Here is a 15,684-nt window from a genome sequence, read left to right as displayed (position 1 = left end):
TCAGCACCATGCCCCCTATTGGTTTCGGCCTCTGGAAGATCCCCAAGGAAGACACCTCCAACGCCGTCGTCGAAGCCATCCGCGCAGGATATCGCCATTTCGACAGCGCTGCGGACTACGCCAATGAAGTCGAGACCGGTGAAGGCATCGCCCGCGCGATTGCCGATGGCCTTGTGACCCGCGAGGAGCTGTGGATCACCTCCAAGCTCTGGAATACCTTCCACGCGCCAGAGCACGTTGAAGAGGCCTGTCGCAAGACGCTTGCTGACCTGCAAGTCGAGTGCCTCGACCTCTATCTCATCCACTTCCCCATCGCACTTGAATATGTGCCGATCGAAGAACGCTATCCGCCCGAATGGTTGTTCAACCCGGACGCCGATGAGCCCGAAATGCGGCCAGCAAAAGTGCCGCTGTACCAGACGTGGCACGCGATGGAGGCGCTGTTGGAGAAGGGCCTCGTGAACCGGATTGGTGTGTGCAATTACAACTCCGCGCTGATCCACGATCTGATGACTTACGCGAGCGTGAAGCCCAGCCACCTTCAGATCGAGAGCCACCCATATTTGACGCAAGAAAAGCTCATCCGCTGCGCCAAGGGTTATGGCATTGATGTCACCGCCTTCTCACCGCTTGGTGCGCAGAGCTATTTTGAGCTCAATATGGCAGAGCAAGGCGAGAGCCTGCTGGGCGCTGCTCCCGTCATGGTGGCCGCGCAGGCGCATGGGAAGACGCCCGCTCAGGTGCTCCTCAAATGGGGCGTGCAGCGGGGCACTTCGGTCATCCCCAAGACCAGCAAGCCCGAGCGCATGCGCGAGAACCTCGATATCGACGACTTTGAGCTCTCCGCTGTCGAAATGGCCGCGATCAGCGCGCTTAACCTAGACCGTCGGTTTAATGATCCGGGTGTCTTTGCCGAAGCCGCGTTCGGGAGGTTCCACCCGATCTATGACTGAGGCACAGATGTCAGAGTTCCCCGGTGTCATTCCCGGTGGCGGCGATCTTGCCGCCTTCCTTAGCGCCAACAAGGGCGCGGTTGATGCCGCTCTGGCCGATGCAGGCGCGCTTCTGTTTCGCGGCTTTGATGTGCCCGATCCGCTCGCTTTCGACGCTGCGATCGAAGGCTTTGGTGAGGCGGGTTTCACCTATGAGGACTCGCTCAGCAATGCCGTGCGCACAAACGTGACGCCGCGCGTCTTCACCGCCAATGAAGCGCCGCCCACGACCGAGATATTCCTCCATCATGAAATGGCGCAAACGCCGCTCTATCCGGCCAAGCTGTTCTTCTATTGCGAGATCGCTCCGGGTAGCGGAGGCGCGACCCCGTTGTGCCGGTCGGATTGGGTGCTGGAGCGGCTTCAAGAGCAATCGCCAGCGTTCGTCGCAAGGCTCGAGGCGGAAGGCGTTCGCTACACCAATGTGATGCCAGCTTCCGACGATGCAGGCTCTGGCCAAGGGCGCTCATGGCGTTCGACCTTGAGCGTTGCAGACGAGGTGTCAGCTGAGGTCCGCCTCCAAGAGCTCGGCTATTCTTGGGAATGGCTGGACGACGGATCGCTGCGCGTCACCACCGCCGCCCTCCCCGCCGTGCGCACTCTTTCAGACGGCCGAAAAACCTTCTTCAACCAGCTTATTGCTGCCTTTCGCGGTTGGGCCGATGCCCGCAATGATCCGAACAAAGCGATTACCTTTGGGGGCGGCGAACCGATCACGTCTGAGGACATGGCGCCGGCGATTTCTCTGGCAGACGAGCTCACCCATGACCTTCAATGGCAAGCCGGAGACGTCGCGCTGATCGACAACTTTGCCGTCATGCATGGCCGTCGGCCTTTTGAGGGCAAACGCCGGGTTCTGGCTTCGCTTATCGCTTGAGGGGTTAGAAACGCGACCGGGTGACTGCGCCGTCACGTGCCCGGGTTGCGCTGCCCCCTGTTAGGTTTCTGACGCTTCCAAAACACTTCAGTGCCGGGGTCACGTACAGCCGATGATTAGCGGAATTCTTCTTACAGGGGCTAACTCTTGTCATGGAGAATCCTATCGACCTCGAACTGTTACCCCCTCTTTTGTTTTAGCATGACTTAGCCTCTTGCATTCTCACTTGGCCGCAAGACCGCTTCAGCTGAACGCGCCGCGCGCCACCAGATAAGGCAATTGAGAGCAATCAAGGCCGCGATCAGCCATGAAAAGAGCGCTTCCGGCCCGCTCTCGCTTGCCACACCGAGAGGTGAGAACAGCAGGTAAGTTGCCACAACACAGCTAAACAGCGTCGCCGCGAGAGGCCTTGCGAAGGGCCACGGGGTCAGATCGACCTCTTCCTTGCGGGTGAATTGCCAAGCCTCATCACGCGGGACCAACGCGCCGCATGCGAGCATAATCGCAACCTCGATAACGAACAGCACCGCATATTGGTGGATGAAGTGAAGCGTGACAGCATCGTTGAAGACGAATGTGAGAAGCGCATAAGCGGTGATGTGGAAGACGATCACAATCTTCGCGCCCAGCGCCGGGACACGCGCGGTGAACAGGCCCACCATCACGATCACGATTGTCGGGATATTGTAGAAGCCTGTGAACTTGCGGATCAGCTGAAACAGACCCTCGGGCGCCTGCGACAGGTAAGGCGCAACCGCAAAGGAGAAGAGCGCGATCACGACGCTCGCGATTTTGGCCACGCGGACGAGCTGCTCGTCAGTGACCTGATCACCTTTGGAGGGTCCGTAGATATCAAGCGCAAACAAGGTCGCGGCTGAATTGAGGAGCGAGTTGAACGAGCTGAGCACCGCGCCGAGCAGAACGGCCAGGAAGAAACCGCTCATCCATAACGGCAACACATCGCGGATGAGGCGCGGGTAAGCCTCGTCAATTCCGCCAAGGCTTGGCCCGTACATATGAAACGCGATCACGCCCGGGATCATCATCATAAACGGGACCATGATCTTGAAGAAGCCCGAAAGCAGGACGCCCTTTTGCCCTTCCGCCAATGACTTCGCGCCCAAGGTCCGCTGGATCACATATTGATTGGTGCACCAGTAAAACAGGTTCGCAAACACCATGCCGGTAAAGATCGTGCCAAAGGGGGTGGGATCATCCGCACCGCCAATGGCGTTCAACTTCTCGGCGTGCTCGCTTCCAAGCGTCGATAGCCCTGCGCCAAAGTCGCCGCCCCCCAATGCGATAAGCCCAAACACCGGCACAAGGATGCCGATGATGAGCAGCCCCACCCCGTTCAATGTATCGGACACCGCCACCGCGCGAAGCCCGCCAAGGACGGCATAGACCGAACCGATAACCCCGATCACGATCACCATCATGACGAGAGAGGCAAAGTCGCTCAGCCCAGTCATGGTCGGCACATCGAAGAAGGCGATGACCGCAAGGCTGCCGGAGTAGAGCACACTCGGGATCGTCACGAGGCCGTATCCCAGCATAAATAGCAGCACCGACATGCGCCGGACCGTGGGATCGAACCGGTCGTTCAAAAACTGGGGTAATGTCGTGAACGCTCCCGCAAGATATTTGGGCAGGAAAATAAGCGCCATCGCGATTGTGGCAACCGCCGCTGTCACCTCCCAGCCCATGCTCGACATATTGAAACCATAGGCCGACCCGTTCAGCCCGATGAGTTGTTCAGCAGACAGATTGGTGAGGAGCAGCGAGCCTGCAATAAACGTCGCGCCAAGGCCGCGTCCGGCGAGGAAATAGCCCTCTTTCGTGTCGGCTGTTCCGCGTGTTTTGAGCCAGCTCAGCCAGCCCACCAGCACCATAAAAAACAGGCAGCTTGCCAAAGTGAAAAGAAGATTGCCCTCGCTCAACCTTCTTTGCCTTCCAGAAGCGCCTTATAGTGCTGCGCCAGAGTATCGCTCCCGAATTCCGGCGTTGCATCGGCATCATATCGCCCCGCTGCGGCGTCCCAAACCAGCATACTCTCGGTCGCGTAATAGCGCGCAATGCGGGCATATTCGGCTTTCTCTGCAAACCAGTCAGAGGCCCATGCGCCAAGGGAGAAAAGACCATGTGCAATCTTGAACATGGCCACGGGGACACGGCGAAACCGGGGCTCCTTACCGGCAGCCTCGAACAAGAGTTCCCCTTGCCGTTTTAGCGTGATCGCAGGGCCCGGCCCGCCGATGGGAAGGATGCTCCCGTGCGCGTTCGAATTGCCCACCTGGTCCACAATAAAGCGGGCCAAATCCGCATCGCTGATCGGCTTGCAGGATGTGAGTTCTCCGTCGCCAAACAGAAAGAATGGCTTGCCCTCGCGCACTCGCTCGACCTGTCCCGAAAGCGATTTGAAGAACGCAGTTGGTCGCACAATTGTGTGAGCAATCGGCGCTTCGATTAGTGCCGCCTCAAACGCCAATTTCGCGCGCTGGAAAGCAAGTTTGGGTTTCTGGACACAGATCGCAGAGAGCAGGATGAAATGCTGGACCCCAACCCCGCCCGCTCCCAAAAGAAGGTGCAGATTGGCCTCCAGATCAACGCACCTGGCATCCTTCGGCGAGCCGGAACGCGAGGCGATGCACGAGATCATCGTATCCGGCTTTGCCTCACCCAGAGCAAATACAACGCTAGTCGGATCAGCAAGGTCAACAGTTTGAACCTGCGCGCCTTCGAGCTCCGGCATGTCTTCAGCACCCCGGGCACGCACCAATGCCGTCACATCATACCCGCGCGCCACACACTCGCGCACGACCGCGCGGCCAATCGTCCCGCTTGCCCCTGCAATGCCAATGCGCATGCGTGCTTTAGTGCTTCCCTCTGCGCTCACCTTTGCACATCTAGCAGGGAGGCAATGATCGTCAATTTGGAATGCGGCCCCAAAGGCAAGTATAAGTAATCAATTGAACTTGATACAAACATTGGTCTTGGTATTGTTTCCCCTATGGGTATTCGCACAATCTCTTCGACCGCAACCACAAAGCTCTTCGCACCTCTGCTTCTATTGCTGAGCCCGGGACTGGTTCACGCGCAAGACACGCAAGAAACACAAGAGCAGGATGTCGAGCCGGCCGCACCTGACGCCACTGTCGAAGCCGCCTCCATCCCGCCTTTGATCGACACAAAAGCTTTTGCCGGGCGCCCTGCGTTCTGGAATCCCGAAATCTCGCCAGACGGCAGCGTCATCAGCCTGTTCCAGTTGCGCGATGACACGCTTCAGATGACGGTGTTCGATATCGCCGAGAAAAAAGCGATCAGCGCGATCGGTTTTGGCAAAGGCAGCAGCGTCGGGTGGACACGTTGGGTCGACGAAGATCGCATGTTGATGAATGTGAGGACGTTTTCATTCGCGCTTGGCACACTTCTTCCCGTGAGCCGCATTTACATCGCCTACCCGAAAGAGGGGCGCGCAGAGCCCCTGATCGAGGACCAAAAGAGCTTTGACGGAGGCGATTTGCTTTATGTTGCGCCTGATGGCGAATATGCCCTGATTGCCCATGGCCCGCCGGTTCGACGCAATGTCGGAGAGCGCGGCTTTTATCGCACTTTCATGAATTATGAGCCGGGGGTTTATCGCTATGAGCTGAAACCAGGCGGCGCGATGACGACGGTGCTCGAACCGAAAAAAGGCATCGACATCTGGCAGGTCGACACAGCAGGCGAAGTGCGGTTGGGCATGGGCTGGCGGCGCAAGCGCCTCTCGCTTTTCTACCGCGATACAAGCGACGAGGAATTCGAGCGGATCGCCCGGATCAAACGGGGCGAAACCGATAAATTCTTCGAAGCGGTTCAGATCATCACAGGCTCGAGCAAAGGCTATGTCCTTGACGAGAACGAGGAAGGCCGAGTGGGGCTCAGGGTGTTCGACTACAAAACCCGCGAGGTGGTCGATACATTCTACGAGCATCCCGAATGGGATCTCGAACGGGTCTGGCTCGACGACAATGGCGAACCTCTGGCGGTGTTTTACACCGACGATCGCGAACGCATTGTCTGGTTCGATGACGGGTACAAAAAGACATACGAGGACCTGGAAAAGACGCTGGGCGAGGGAAATCTCGCGGTGGTGTCCTATTCTGCCGACAACCGCAAAATGCTCGTTTCGTCGAGCAGTGAGGCGGATCCCGGACTTGTTTACACTTTCGATGCGGATGCCCGCACTCTGGCCGTGTTCGCGCCTTACAGAACTGAGATAGACCACCGCTTGTTGGCCCGGCCAAAGCCCATTTCCTACACCGCGCGCGATGGCACGCAAATTCGCGGCTATCTGACTTTGCCCAAGGGCAGAGACCCCAAAAATCTGCCTCTAATCATCAACCCTCATGGCGGGCCTTACGGTGTTCGTGACCAGCTCTATTACAACGACGAAGTCCAGCTTCTGGCCAACCGGGGTTATGCGGTGCTGCAACCCAATTATCGCGGCAGCGGGGGTTATGGCACCGACTTCTTTGAGCTTGGCACCGGCGAAATCGGGCAAAAGATGCAAGATGACCTTGATGATGCAATGGACTGGGCCGTTGCCGAGGGGATCGCGGACCCTGAACGGGTGTGCATCGTTGGCGCTTCCTATGGCGGGTATGCGGCGATCTGGGGAGTTGTTCGCAACCCTGAGCGGTACCGCTGTGCAGCGAGCTGGGCCGGGGTGACCGACTGGAACCGGATGCTCAAGGATGATCGCCGGCAAATGAGCCGCGAGGCCGGCAAACGCTGGGCGGCCAGACTTCAGGGCGAGGATGAAGAACTTGATCTGAAAGAAGTGTCCCCTGCCCGCATGGATGGGCTGGGTCTTTCGCTTCAGCGTCCGATATTGCTCGCCCATGGGACACGCGACACCATCGTCCCTTTCAACCAGTATGAGCGCATGCAAAAGGCGGCCCGCAATTCGAGCGAGCTGGTCACTTCCCTTGTTATCGAAGATGAGCGGCACAGCTTTTCAAACAGCGAGAACGAGCAGAAATGGTACGATGCGCTGGATGCGTTTCTGGCCGAGCACAATCCCGCCGATCAAGCCAGCCTGGAGAAGACAGAGCAGCCGTAAGCCTGCCCGCCTTTCCCTTTACCGTGCAACCTCGACCAGATGCGATTTGCCTTCGCCCGCGTCCAAGGTATTCGACGGGTCACAGCGCCCTGCAATGGCAAGCACCACTCGGCCCCTGCAAAAATCGACCACTGACGCAGGCCAATGATCGCCCACCTGTTTCCAGGCGCGCCCGTTACTTCCAGGTTTCGATCAGCTTGTCATACTCGATGGTGATCGGCGCGGGGTCTTCATCGGCAAGCTTGGGCTTGGGCGAACCCGGTTGATTGAACCAGTATTCAGCGGTCCGCGCTTCGTTAAGCTTCGGCCCCAAATCCCCTTGCAAACCAGAACGTTCGAGCCGCTCCAACACGCGCTCTTGCTGCTCGCACAGCGCATCCAGTGCCGCTTGCGCAGACTTGGTGCCGGATGAGGCATCGCCAATGTTCTGCCACCACAATTGCGCAAGGCGCGGATAGTCTGGGACATTGGTGCCGGTTGGCGACCAACGGGTGCGGTCAGGTGAGCGGTAAAACTCGACCAGCCCGCCAAGCTTTGGCGCGCGCTCGGTAAAGCTCTCGTGCTGAATGGTGGATTCGCGGATGAAGGTGAGGCCCACGTGAGCCTTCTTCACGTCCACCGTTTTGGAAGTGACAAACTGCGCGTAGAGCCATGCTGCCTTGGCGCGGTCGGCAGGTGTCGATTTCATCAGTGTCCACGACCCTGCGTCCTGATAACCGACTTTCATCCCCTCTTCCCAATAGGCGCCGTGCGGGCTTGGCGCCATGCGCCAGCGCGGGGTGCCATCGTCATAAAGGACCGCGCTAGCCTCTTCGCCGACCATGTTCGCGGTGAAAGTGGTGTACCAGAAAATCTGCTGAGCAATCGCGCCTTGGGCAGGCACGGGACCGGCTTCGGAGAACGTCATGCCAGCAGCCGACGGCGGCGAATATTCGTTCAGCCATTTGGAGTATTTTTCAAGCGCGTAAACGGCTGCAGGCGAATTGGTCGCGCCGCCCCGCACGACGCACGAACCCACCGGTTGCGAGGCATCGTTGACGCGAATGCCCCACTCATCGACCGGCAGGCCATTGGGTTCACCCACGGACCCCATTCCCGCCATCGACATCCACGCATCGGTAAAGCGCCAGCCAAGCGAGGGGTCCTTCTTGCCGTAATCCATCGAGCCGTAAACGGTCTGCCCGTCGATCTCCCGGCCCGTGAAAAATTCCGCGATGTCTTCATAGGCTGACCAATTGACGGGAACGCCAAGATCATAGCCATAGGCCGCCTTGAAGTCGGCCTTGATCGCGGGATCGGTGAACCAGTCATAGCGGAACCAGTAAAGGTTCGCGAATTGCTGATCGGGGAGTTGGTAGAGCTTGCCATCCGGGCCGGTGGTGAAGTCTGTGCCGATGAAATCGGGAAGGTCGAGCGTGGGGCTTGTCACATCGCCGCCTTCGCCTGCCATCCAATCGGTCAGATTGCGCACCTGTTGGTAACGCCAGTGTGTGCCGATGAGGTCGCTGTCATTGACGTATGCGTCGTAGATATTCTCATCTGATTGCATCTGCGTTTGCAGCTTCTCGACCACATCACCTTCGCCGATCAGGTCATGCGTGACCTTGATCCCTGTGATGGCCGAGAATGCAGGGGCGAGAACTTTGCTCTCATATTCATGGGTCGCGATGGTTTCCGAGACGACAGAGATTTCCATGCCCTGATAGGGCTGGCTTGCGTCCATGAACCATTGGATTTCGGCCATCTGCTCTTCGCGGGTAAGCGCGGACATATCGCCGATTTCATTGTCGAGAAAAGTGCTTGCGGCTGCTTTACGCTCTTCCTCGCTCAGGACCACGAAGTCCGATCCCGCCTCATCCGAACAGGCGGCGACAATAAGGCTCGCAGCGAGCACAATGGCAATTCTCATCTCTCTCATCCCGTATGATTTTGTGTTTTGCGAGGTCATACCCAGCGGAAGGTGGCAAAGGCAAACACTGCGCATATTCCAAGCGCGAAGTATTGCGGCAAATCGGTGAGTCCGATCCAGGCAAGATTGATAAAGGCGCTGCCCAAAAGGGTCAGGAACAAGCGGTCCCCGCGCGCCGTTTCAATGCCGAGAATGCCCACCCGAGGCGTGCTGGGGCGCTTTATTGCAAGCACACTCATCACAACGAGCGCGGTGGCGATGCTCGCGAAGAAAAGCGCCGTCGGAAGTGTCCAGGCCATCCAGTCCATTACACGCGGCCCATTATACGCGCCCCAGGGCAAAGCCCTTGGCGATATAGCCCCGGACGAAATAGATCACGATTGCCCCCGGAATGATCGTCAGCACGCCAGCCGCTGCCAGCACGCCCCAATCGAGGCCAGAGGCCGACACCGTGCGGGTCATGATCGCGGTGATGGGTTTTGCATCGACACTGGTGAGCGTGCGGCTCAAGAGCAGTTCAACCCAGCTGAACATAAAGCAGAAGAACGCCGCCACGCCGATGCCGGGGCCGATCATGGGAATGAAAATGCGGGTGAAGAAACGCGGGAAGCTGTAGCCGTCGATGAAAGCGGTTTCATCAATCTCGCGCGGGACGCCCCGCATAAACCCTTCCAATATCCACACCGCCAAGGGCACGTTGAACAGGCAATGCGCAAGCGCCACCGCAATGTGTGTGTCGAACAGATTGACGGATGAATAGAGCTGGAAAAACGGGAGGGCGAAAACCGCTGGCGGGGCCATACGATTGGTCAGCAGCCAGAAGAACAGATGATTGTCGCCCATAAAGCGATAGCGGCTGAACGCGTAAGCCGCAGGCAGCGCCACACATAGCGAGATCACCGTGTTCATCGCGACGTAAATGAAGCTGTTCACAAAGCCCATATACCAGGACGGATCGGTCAGGATCACCCGGTAATTGTCCAGCGTAAAGTCCTGCGGCCAAAGCGTGAAAGCACCCAGAATTTCCGAGTTCGGCTTAAAGCTCATGATGACGAGCCAATAGATCGGCAGCAGCAGGAACGTCAGGTAAAGGATCATGACGATCGCAGGACGGACGGCGCTTTTCATGATCCAGCCTCCTCTTTGTCGCTTTCGATCATCACCGTGTAGAAGACGTAAGAGATCAATAGGATCACAAGGAAATACATCAGTGAGAAGGCCGCGGCTGGTCCCAGATCAAACTGGCCCAACGCCATCTTCACAAGGTCGATCGAGAGGAACGTTGTCGCATTGCCCGGCCCTCCTCCGGTGAGCACGAATGGCTCGGTATAGATCATAAAGCTGTCCATGAACCGTAGAAGCACCGCGATGATCAGGACGCCGCGCATTTTGGGAAGCTCTATGTATCGAAAGACGCTCCACCGGCTCGCCTGATCGATTTCGGCGGCTTGGTAGTAAGCGGAGGGGATGGAGCGCACGCCCGCATAACACAGCAGCGCGACGAGCGAAGTCCAGTGCCACACATCCATCGCCACAACCGTGACCCACGCATCCACGGCGTCCTGCGTATAGTTGTAAGAGAACCCCAAATCAGTGACCACGCGGCCCAAAAGGCCGATGTCTGAGCGTGCAAACACCTGCCAGATCATGCCCACAACATTGTATGGGATGAGCAAAGGCAGCGCGATCAGCACCAGACAAAGCGAGGCAAGCCAGCCCTTCTTCGGCATGGATAGAGCCACCAGAATGCCCAGCGGAATTTCGATCAGCAAAATTATGGCGGAGAACATAATCTGACGGCCAAGCGCATCCCACAATCGTTCTGAACGCAGCAATTCGCGGTACCATTCAAGGCCCACCCAGAAAAACTCATTCCCGCCAAAACTGTCCTGAAACGAGTAATTTACGACCGTCATCATCGGGATGATCGACGAAAACGCGACTAGGATGAGCACCGGCAGGACAAGGAGCCATGCGCGTTGGTTTTTCGTCTTTTCCATCACGCGCCGCCCTTTGGCTCTAAACGCCAGCCGTCCTGGAAAAGGCTGATCTTTGCTGGGTCCAGAACGAGCCTGTTCATCTCACCATCAACCGCGTCATCCGCATCCAGCATTACGTTGAACTCATTGCCAAAGACACTGGCATTGACGAATTTGTGGCGCCCGACATCCTGAATACGGTTGATCTCCGCGGGCAGTCCCTCGCCTTCGCTCGCGCCCTTTGCCAAACGCACAAATTCCGGCCTTATGCCCAATTCGATTTTACCTTGAGGGCTGCCATAATCATGCGCCAGCTCGATCTGCTGCCCGCCTACACTTGCAACCGTGCCATCAAGGCTCGCAGGCAAGAAATTCATCCCCGGCGACCCGATGAAATAGCCTACAAAGGTGTGAGCCGGCGTCTCGAACAGCTCTTGCGGGGTGCCGATCTGAAGCACCGCCCCTTCGTGCATCACCACGACCTTGTCTGCGAAAGTCAGTGCCTCGGTCTGGTCGTGCGTCACATACACCATGGTGTGGCCAAATTCGGCGTGCAGCGATTTCAATTGGGTGCGCAACTCCCATTTGAGATGCGGGTCGATCACCGTCAAAGGCTCATCGAACAGGATCGCGTTCACATCCTCGCGCACCATGCCGCGGCCTAGCGAAATCTTCTGTTTCAGATCCGCGGTAAGCCCGCGCGCCTTTCTACCCAGTTGATCTTCAAGCCCGATCATCTTCGCAATGCGCTCAACCTGGGCTGCGACTTGGCCCGGCTCCACGCTGCGATTGCGCAAGGGAAAGGCCAGATTCTCGCGCACCGTCATCGTGTCATAGACCACGGGAAACTGGAAAACCTGCGCAATATTGCGCTCAGCGGTCGGCCTTTGGGTCACGTCGGTTTGGTCGAACAGCACGCGCCCGCGGCTGGGTGTGATCAGGCCGGACATAATGTTCAGCAAAGTCGTCTTGCCGCATCCGCTCGGCCCCAAAAGCGCATATGCCTGCCCGTCCTCCCACTCCAGATTGACCTCTTTGAGGGCGAAATCAGCCTCGCTTTGCGGATCAGGGTGATAGCTGTGAGCCAGGTTTTCGAGAGTGATAGAGGCCATGGCTACGCGCTCACCCCTTCGGCAATATGCCGCGCGCTATAGGCAAGCGCGCCATCGCCTCCGAAGTAAAAGATATTCCTGGGGTCGAGCGAAACTTGCAAGGAAGCGCCCGTCTCAAACGCTTGCGGCCCTGAGACAAGGCCGATCCAGCGCTCTCCCATCACATCGAGATGAATGTAAGTGTCGGACCCGGTGAGTTCAGTTGCGACCACCGCCGTATCAAAGCCAATCGCACCCGTGGCGCTGACGCCAAGCTCGACATGGTGCGCGCGAAATCCGGCGCGATACTCACCATCGGGAGCCGACGCGAAGTCAGACGTGACCGGGACGTTCTGCCCGCCAGGAAAATGAATGCTCGCCCCTTCTTTTCGCACCTTTACAAAGTTCATCGGGGGGTCGGAATACACCCGCGCTGTTATCTCATCGGATGGCTGGCGGTACACCTCGACCGATGGGCCAAACTGCGTCACGCGGCCTTCCCACAATGTCGCGGTATTCCCACCCAGCAACAGGGCCTCTTCCGCCTCGGTCGTCGCATAAACGAAGATCGCGCCCGAAGCGGCAAACAGGCGCGGTATCTCGATGCGCAGCTCCTCGCGCAGCTTGTAATCGAGATTTGCGAGCGGTTCGTCCATCAGGACCAGCCCCACGTCCTTTGCCAAGGCGCGCGCAATCGCGCAGCGTTGCTGTTGCCCGCCTGAAATCTGATGCGGTTTCCGATCAAGCAGATCGGTGAGCTTCAAAAGCTCTGCCATTTCCTTGACCTTGGCATCGATCTCTGCGGCAGATTTGCGCTGCAATTTCAGCGGAGATGCAATGTTGTCATAGACGCTGAGCGAGGGGTAATTGACGAATTGCTGATAGACCATGGCGACATCGCGGCTTTGCACGCGCGCGCCTGTCACGTCCTGACCCTCCCAGAAAATGCGCCCTGTTTCCGGTGTATCGAGCCCCGCCATCAACCGCATCAAACTGGTCTTGCCAGCCAATGTGGGCCCCAGAAGGACATTCATCGTGCCCTTCTCCAGCTCCAGATCGAGCGGATGGATGTGCGGCTTGCCGTCCACGGTCTTGGAAATGTTTTGCAGGCGAAGGCTCACGAGGCAGACTTTGGCAAAAGACGTTTCAAAAGCTCACCCGTTATTTGCAGCATGGCACCGAACCGATCTTCGATCACCAACGCGCAGGTTTCGCTTGCTGCGCCTACAAAGCACACGGTTACTGCAACACCGTCGCTGATAAAGCAACGGGGCGCGAGTTTGATTTTTCGGGGTCTGACAGGCTCGCGAAATGGTCCGCTTACGGAGAACCGCACGGCGGGATTTCAGACAGACAGGATTAACCGGCGAGGGGGCCGGCCTTCGGCTATCGCCTTAACGCGCTGCTACGCGAGCTTGTTGAAAGTCACCGCGCGCCAGCATTGCAAGAGCCAACCGCGCCAAATGACGCGAGTCTTTCCATTCGCCATTTGCGGTCTCCAACGTCAGCCGCTCTGCATTGTGCATGGCCGCTTCAAACATCGCCCGCGCCTCTGCGTCGCGGCCCTGCCGCGCATATGCGATGCCGAGATTGATCTGTACGCCGGGATCATCGGGGGAGCTTTGCGAACTGGACTGCAATTGCTCGACCGCTTCGGTGGTGCGCCCTTCCACAAGCGGTTCATAGGCCACCTGAACCGGAGCCGCCGAGCCTACAATCAAAAGCGCCACTGAAGTTTCGAGCACCATCACATCTCTCCCTTGCTGCGTGGCATATTGTGGAAAAGTTTTTCGAGATGCAACAAAAATGAAATAATGTCATATTTCTGAAACATAGAGATTTTTAATCTCAATAAATCAGCAACTTGAGCTCAATTGCAGAGACCTGCTCAGAGTGCGCATATTCGTCATATTTGTCATTTTATTGTCGTATTCTGCAATATGACATTTCGATTATGTTTTGGGTTTTTCTGACCACAAAGAGTCATGGGCCCCACCTAACCAATTCAGCGAGCGCTCCTGAAAGCGCACAAATTTCTTGATCCTGAAATGATAGGGGACATCTCGCTGTGAATACTTTCAATCGCACATTGGTTCTTGGTGTAAGCGGACTGGCACTTGCCAGTTGCGGTGCCGACGAAATCGTCTCGCCGGGTACGGGCGGCAACATCACCATCAACAACCCTTCGGCCCCAGCGCCAACTCCGACGCCAACGCAAGGCGCAGGGACCGCGACCGCAGCTACCGACTGCCCCTTCATCGAGGACCCGCAAGGTCTCACCGATCGCGGCACCATTTCGGGACCAACCGGCTCATATCGCCTCTGCCAGCTTCCGGCGCGGTTTAACCGTTCCTCGCAGCTGCAATTCACCAGCGCGGACGCAGCGGTCATCTATCTGATCGATGGTCAGGTCGATGTTGGCACCGACGGGGGGCCATCTGCGGATAGCTCTGATGGTCTGAGCGACACAAACGTCGTGCTGACGATTGAACCAGGGGTTATTCTGGTCGGTCTTGATGCGTCCTATCTGAACGTCAACCGCGGCAACCAGATTCAGGCAAACGGAACCGCTGCTCGCCCGATTATCTGGACCAGCCAGCAGAACGTTCGCGGCGAAAACACCGACCAGTCTTCGGGCGACTGGGGCGGCTTGATCCTTAACGGCCGTGCACCCGTCACCGATTGCCTTTCGAACACAGCAACGCCGGGAACGGTCGATTGCGAGCGCGAAGTTGAAGGCACCACCACACCGCCGCGCTATGGCGGCAACGATCCAACCGATAGCTCCGGCAGCGTCAGCTTCGTTCAGCTGCGCTATTCGGGAACAGTTCTTGCCAATGGCGACGAATTGCAGGCTCTCACCACTGGCGGCGTGGGTTCGGGCACGGTGTTTGAAAACATCATGTCCTTCAACAGCGCCGATGACGGCGTCGAATTCTTCGGCGGTGAGGTCAACATGAAAGGTCTTGTCGTTGTTGGTGCAGAGGACGATTCCATCGACACCGACACAGGCGTGAAAGCCAATCTGCAATATGTCGTCGCGGTCCAGCGTCAGGATATCGGTGACACCATCATCGAGGCGGATTCGAACAACACACTTGAAGAAAACACGCCGCGCCAGAACACCCGGATCTCGAACGCAACCTTCATCCAGCGTCGCAACGATGACCAGGTGATCCGTATTCGTGGCCGGGCCGACTATTCCATCTTCAACACGGTTGTGGTCGATGGTTCGTCCAACGGCACACCCTGTGTTCGCGTGGACACCACCGAAACGTTGTTGAGGGCGGCCAATGCTTCAATCGATGAAGCGGGCCCTGTCCGGTTTGAATCGGTCGCGCTCGATTGTGCAACACCGTTCAGAGACGGCGTCGATACGACAGCGGCTCAGGTGGAGGCTCAGTTCAATGCCGGTGCAAACAACAACAGCATGTTCACCAACACGCTGATGATGACCTACCTTAACGGCTCGAACGAAGACGCGATCATGGCGTTTGATGCGACCGCTGTTTCCAGCTTCTTCGAGGCAGCAGGCTTTGTCGGTGCGGCTCGCAACGGCGATACCCGCTTCCTTGGTTGGACCTGCGATTCATCGACCATCACCTTTGGCAGCAATTCGGGCGCTTGTACGTCGCTGCCGGTTTACGAGTAAACGAGCAAATGGCCGCCGGTCTGCGCGCAAGCGTTTGACCGGCGGCTTTGCACTTTCTCACCCAAATTCGAGATCTCAAT

13 protein-coding genes are annotated in these 15,684 nt (G+C 57.6%); 4 read left to right on the top strand and 9 right to left on the bottom strand.

The window, feature by feature from the left end:
* Positions 1-8 precede the first annotated feature (8 nt).
* Together AC0V6Q_RS14280 and AC0V6Q_RS14275 are read left to right on the top strand one after the other, a co-directional pair.
* Positions 9-953, top strand: a complete 945-nt coding sequence (locus tag AC0V6Q_RS14280; RefSeq protein ID WP_486169046.1) for an aldo/keto reductase — start codon at positions 9-11, stop codon at positions 951-953.
* A complete protein-coding gene (locus tag AC0V6Q_RS14275) occupies positions 946-1,869 on the top strand; it encodes a TauD/TfdA family dioxygenase (RefSeq protein WP_486169045.1) in 924 nt (307 codons plus the stop codon). The genes AC0V6Q_RS14280 and AC0V6Q_RS14275 overlap by 8 nt, the downstream gene beginning before the upstream one ends.
* 206 nt (positions 1,870-2,075) lie before the next feature.
* Here the strand turns inward: AC0V6Q_RS14275 and AC0V6Q_RS14270 are convergent, their stop codons facing one another.
* Positions 2,076-3,809 carry a solute:sodium symporter family transporter gene (locus AC0V6Q_RS14270; RefSeq protein ID WP_486169044.1) on the bottom strand — a complete coding sequence of 578 codons (1,734 nt, stop codon included), beginning with the start codon at positions 3,807-3,809 and terminating at the stop codon, positions 2,076-2,078.
* Complete coding sequence (locus AC0V6Q_RS14265; protein ID WP_486169043.1) at positions 3,806-4,735, bottom strand: NAD(P)H-binding protein; 930 nt, start codon at positions 4,733-4,735, stop codon at positions 3,806-3,808. Before AC0V6Q_RS14265 ends, AC0V6Q_RS14270 begins: the two co-directional genes overlap by 4 nt.
* Positions 4,736-4,879: 144 nt before the next feature.
* On the opposite strand from AC0V6Q_RS14265, the gene AC0V6Q_RS14260 reads away from it, so the two are divergent.
* On the top strand, positions 4,880-6,973 hold the full coding sequence (locus tag AC0V6Q_RS14260; RefSeq protein ID WP_486169042.1) for an alpha/beta hydrolase family protein: 2,094 nt from the start codon (positions 4,880-4,882) through the stop codon (positions 6,971-6,973).
* 175 nt (positions 6,974-7,148) lie between these two features.
* Here AC0V6Q_RS14260 and AC0V6Q_RS14255 read toward each other — a convergent pair whose 3' ends face one another.
* The 7 genes from AC0V6Q_RS14255 to AC0V6Q_RS14225 form a co-directional block, all read right to left on the bottom strand.
* Complete coding sequence (locus AC0V6Q_RS14255) at positions 7,149-8,882, bottom strand: ABC transporter substrate-binding protein (protein ID WP_486169041.1); 1,734 nt, start codon at positions 8,880-8,882, stop codon at positions 7,149-7,151.
* Positions 8,883-8,917: 35 nt separating this feature from the next.
* Positions 8,918-9,190: a DUF2160 domain-containing protein gene (locus AC0V6Q_RS14250; RefSeq protein ID WP_486169040.1), complete on the bottom strand. Its 273-nt coding sequence runs from the start codon at positions 9,188-9,190 to the stop codon at positions 8,918-8,920.
* Positions 9,191-9,203: 13 nt separating this feature from the next.
* Complete coding sequence (locus AC0V6Q_RS14245) at positions 9,204-10,010, bottom strand: carbohydrate ABC transporter permease (RefSeq protein WP_486169039.1); 807 nt, start codon at positions 10,008-10,010, stop codon at positions 9,204-9,206.
* A complete protein-coding gene (locus AC0V6Q_RS14240; RefSeq protein WP_486169038.1) occupies positions 10,007-10,882 on the bottom strand; it encodes a carbohydrate ABC transporter permease in 876 nt (291 codons plus the stop codon). The genes AC0V6Q_RS14245 and AC0V6Q_RS14240 overlap by 4 nt, the downstream gene beginning before the upstream one ends.
* Entirely contained in the window at positions 10,882-11,973 is a 1,092-nt protein-coding gene (locus tag AC0V6Q_RS14235) for an ABC transporter ATP-binding protein (RefSeq protein ID WP_486169037.1), read from the bottom strand. The genes AC0V6Q_RS14240 and AC0V6Q_RS14235 overlap by 1 nt, the downstream gene beginning before the upstream one ends.
* A gap of 2 nt (positions 11,974-11,975) precedes the next feature.
* Positions 11,976-13,073 carry an ABC transporter ATP-binding protein gene (locus AC0V6Q_RS14230; protein WP_486169036.1) on the bottom strand — a complete coding sequence of 366 codons (1,098 nt, stop codon included), beginning with the start codon at positions 13,071-13,073 and terminating at the stop codon, positions 11,976-11,978.
* A gap of 273 nt (positions 13,074-13,346) precedes the next feature.
* Positions 13,347-13,700, bottom strand: coding sequence for a tetratricopeptide repeat protein (locus AC0V6Q_RS14225; protein WP_486169035.1), 354 nt, complete (start codon positions 13,698-13,700; stop codon positions 13,347-13,349).
* Between the two features lie 320 nt (positions 13,701-14,020).
* On the opposite strand from AC0V6Q_RS14225, the gene AC0V6Q_RS14220 reads away from it, so the two are divergent.
* Positions 14,021-15,604: a hypothetical protein gene (locus AC0V6Q_RS14220; RefSeq protein ID WP_486169034.1), complete on the top strand. Its 1,584-nt coding sequence runs from the start codon at positions 14,021-14,023 to the stop codon at positions 15,602-15,604.
* Positions 15,605-15,684 lie beyond the last annotated feature (80 nt).

It is taken from the genome of Erythrobacter sp. S227 (assembly GCF_057364925.1).
The sequence above is the reverse complement of the archived record's forward strand: the minus strand, read 5'-3'. Positions and strand labels throughout refer to the sequence as shown.

What these genes read in the sequence shown, in the direction of transcription:
- AC0V6Q_RS14240 (WP_486169038.1), bottom strand. Translation starts at nt 10,882, where the DNA reads ATGGAAAAGACGAAAAACCAACGCGCATGGCTCCTTGTCCTGCCGGTG.
- AC0V6Q_RS14235 (WP_486169037.1), bottom strand. Translation starts at nt 11,973, where the DNA reads ATGGCCTCTATCACTCTCGAAAACCTGGCTCACAGCTATCACCCTGAT.
- AC0V6Q_RS14265 (WP_486169043.1), bottom strand. Translation starts at nt 4,735, where the DNA reads ATGCGCATTGGCATTGCAGGGGCAAGCGGGACGATTGGCCGCGCGGTC.
- AC0V6Q_RS14250 (WP_486169040.1), bottom strand. Translation starts at nt 9,190, where the DNA reads ATGGACTGGATGGCCTGGACACTTCCGACGGCGCTTTTCTTCGCGAGC.
- AC0V6Q_RS14255 (WP_486169041.1), bottom strand. Translation starts at nt 8,882, where the DNA reads ATGAGAATTGCCATTGTGCTCGCTGCGAGCCTTATTGTCGCCGCCTGT.
- AC0V6Q_RS14275 (WP_486169045.1), top strand. Translation starts at nt 946, where the DNA reads ATGACTGAGGCACAGATGTCAGAGTTCCCCGGTGTCATTCCCGGTGGC.
- AC0V6Q_RS14260 (WP_486169042.1), top strand. Translation starts at nt 4,880, where the DNA reads ATGGGTATTCGCACAATCTCTTCGACCGCAACCACAAAGCTCTTCGCA.
- AC0V6Q_RS14245 (WP_486169039.1), bottom strand. Translation starts at nt 10,010, where the DNA reads ATGAAAAGCGCCGTCCGTCCTGCGATCGTCATGATCCTTTACCTGACG.
- AC0V6Q_RS14280 (WP_486169046.1), top strand. Translation starts at nt 9, where the DNA reads ATGCCCCCTATTGGTTTCGGCCTCTGGAAGATCCCCAAGGAAGACACC.
- AC0V6Q_RS14225 (WP_486169035.1), bottom strand. Translation starts at nt 13,700, where the DNA reads ATGGTGCTCGAAACTTCAGTGGCGCTTTTGATTGTAGGCTCGGCGGCT.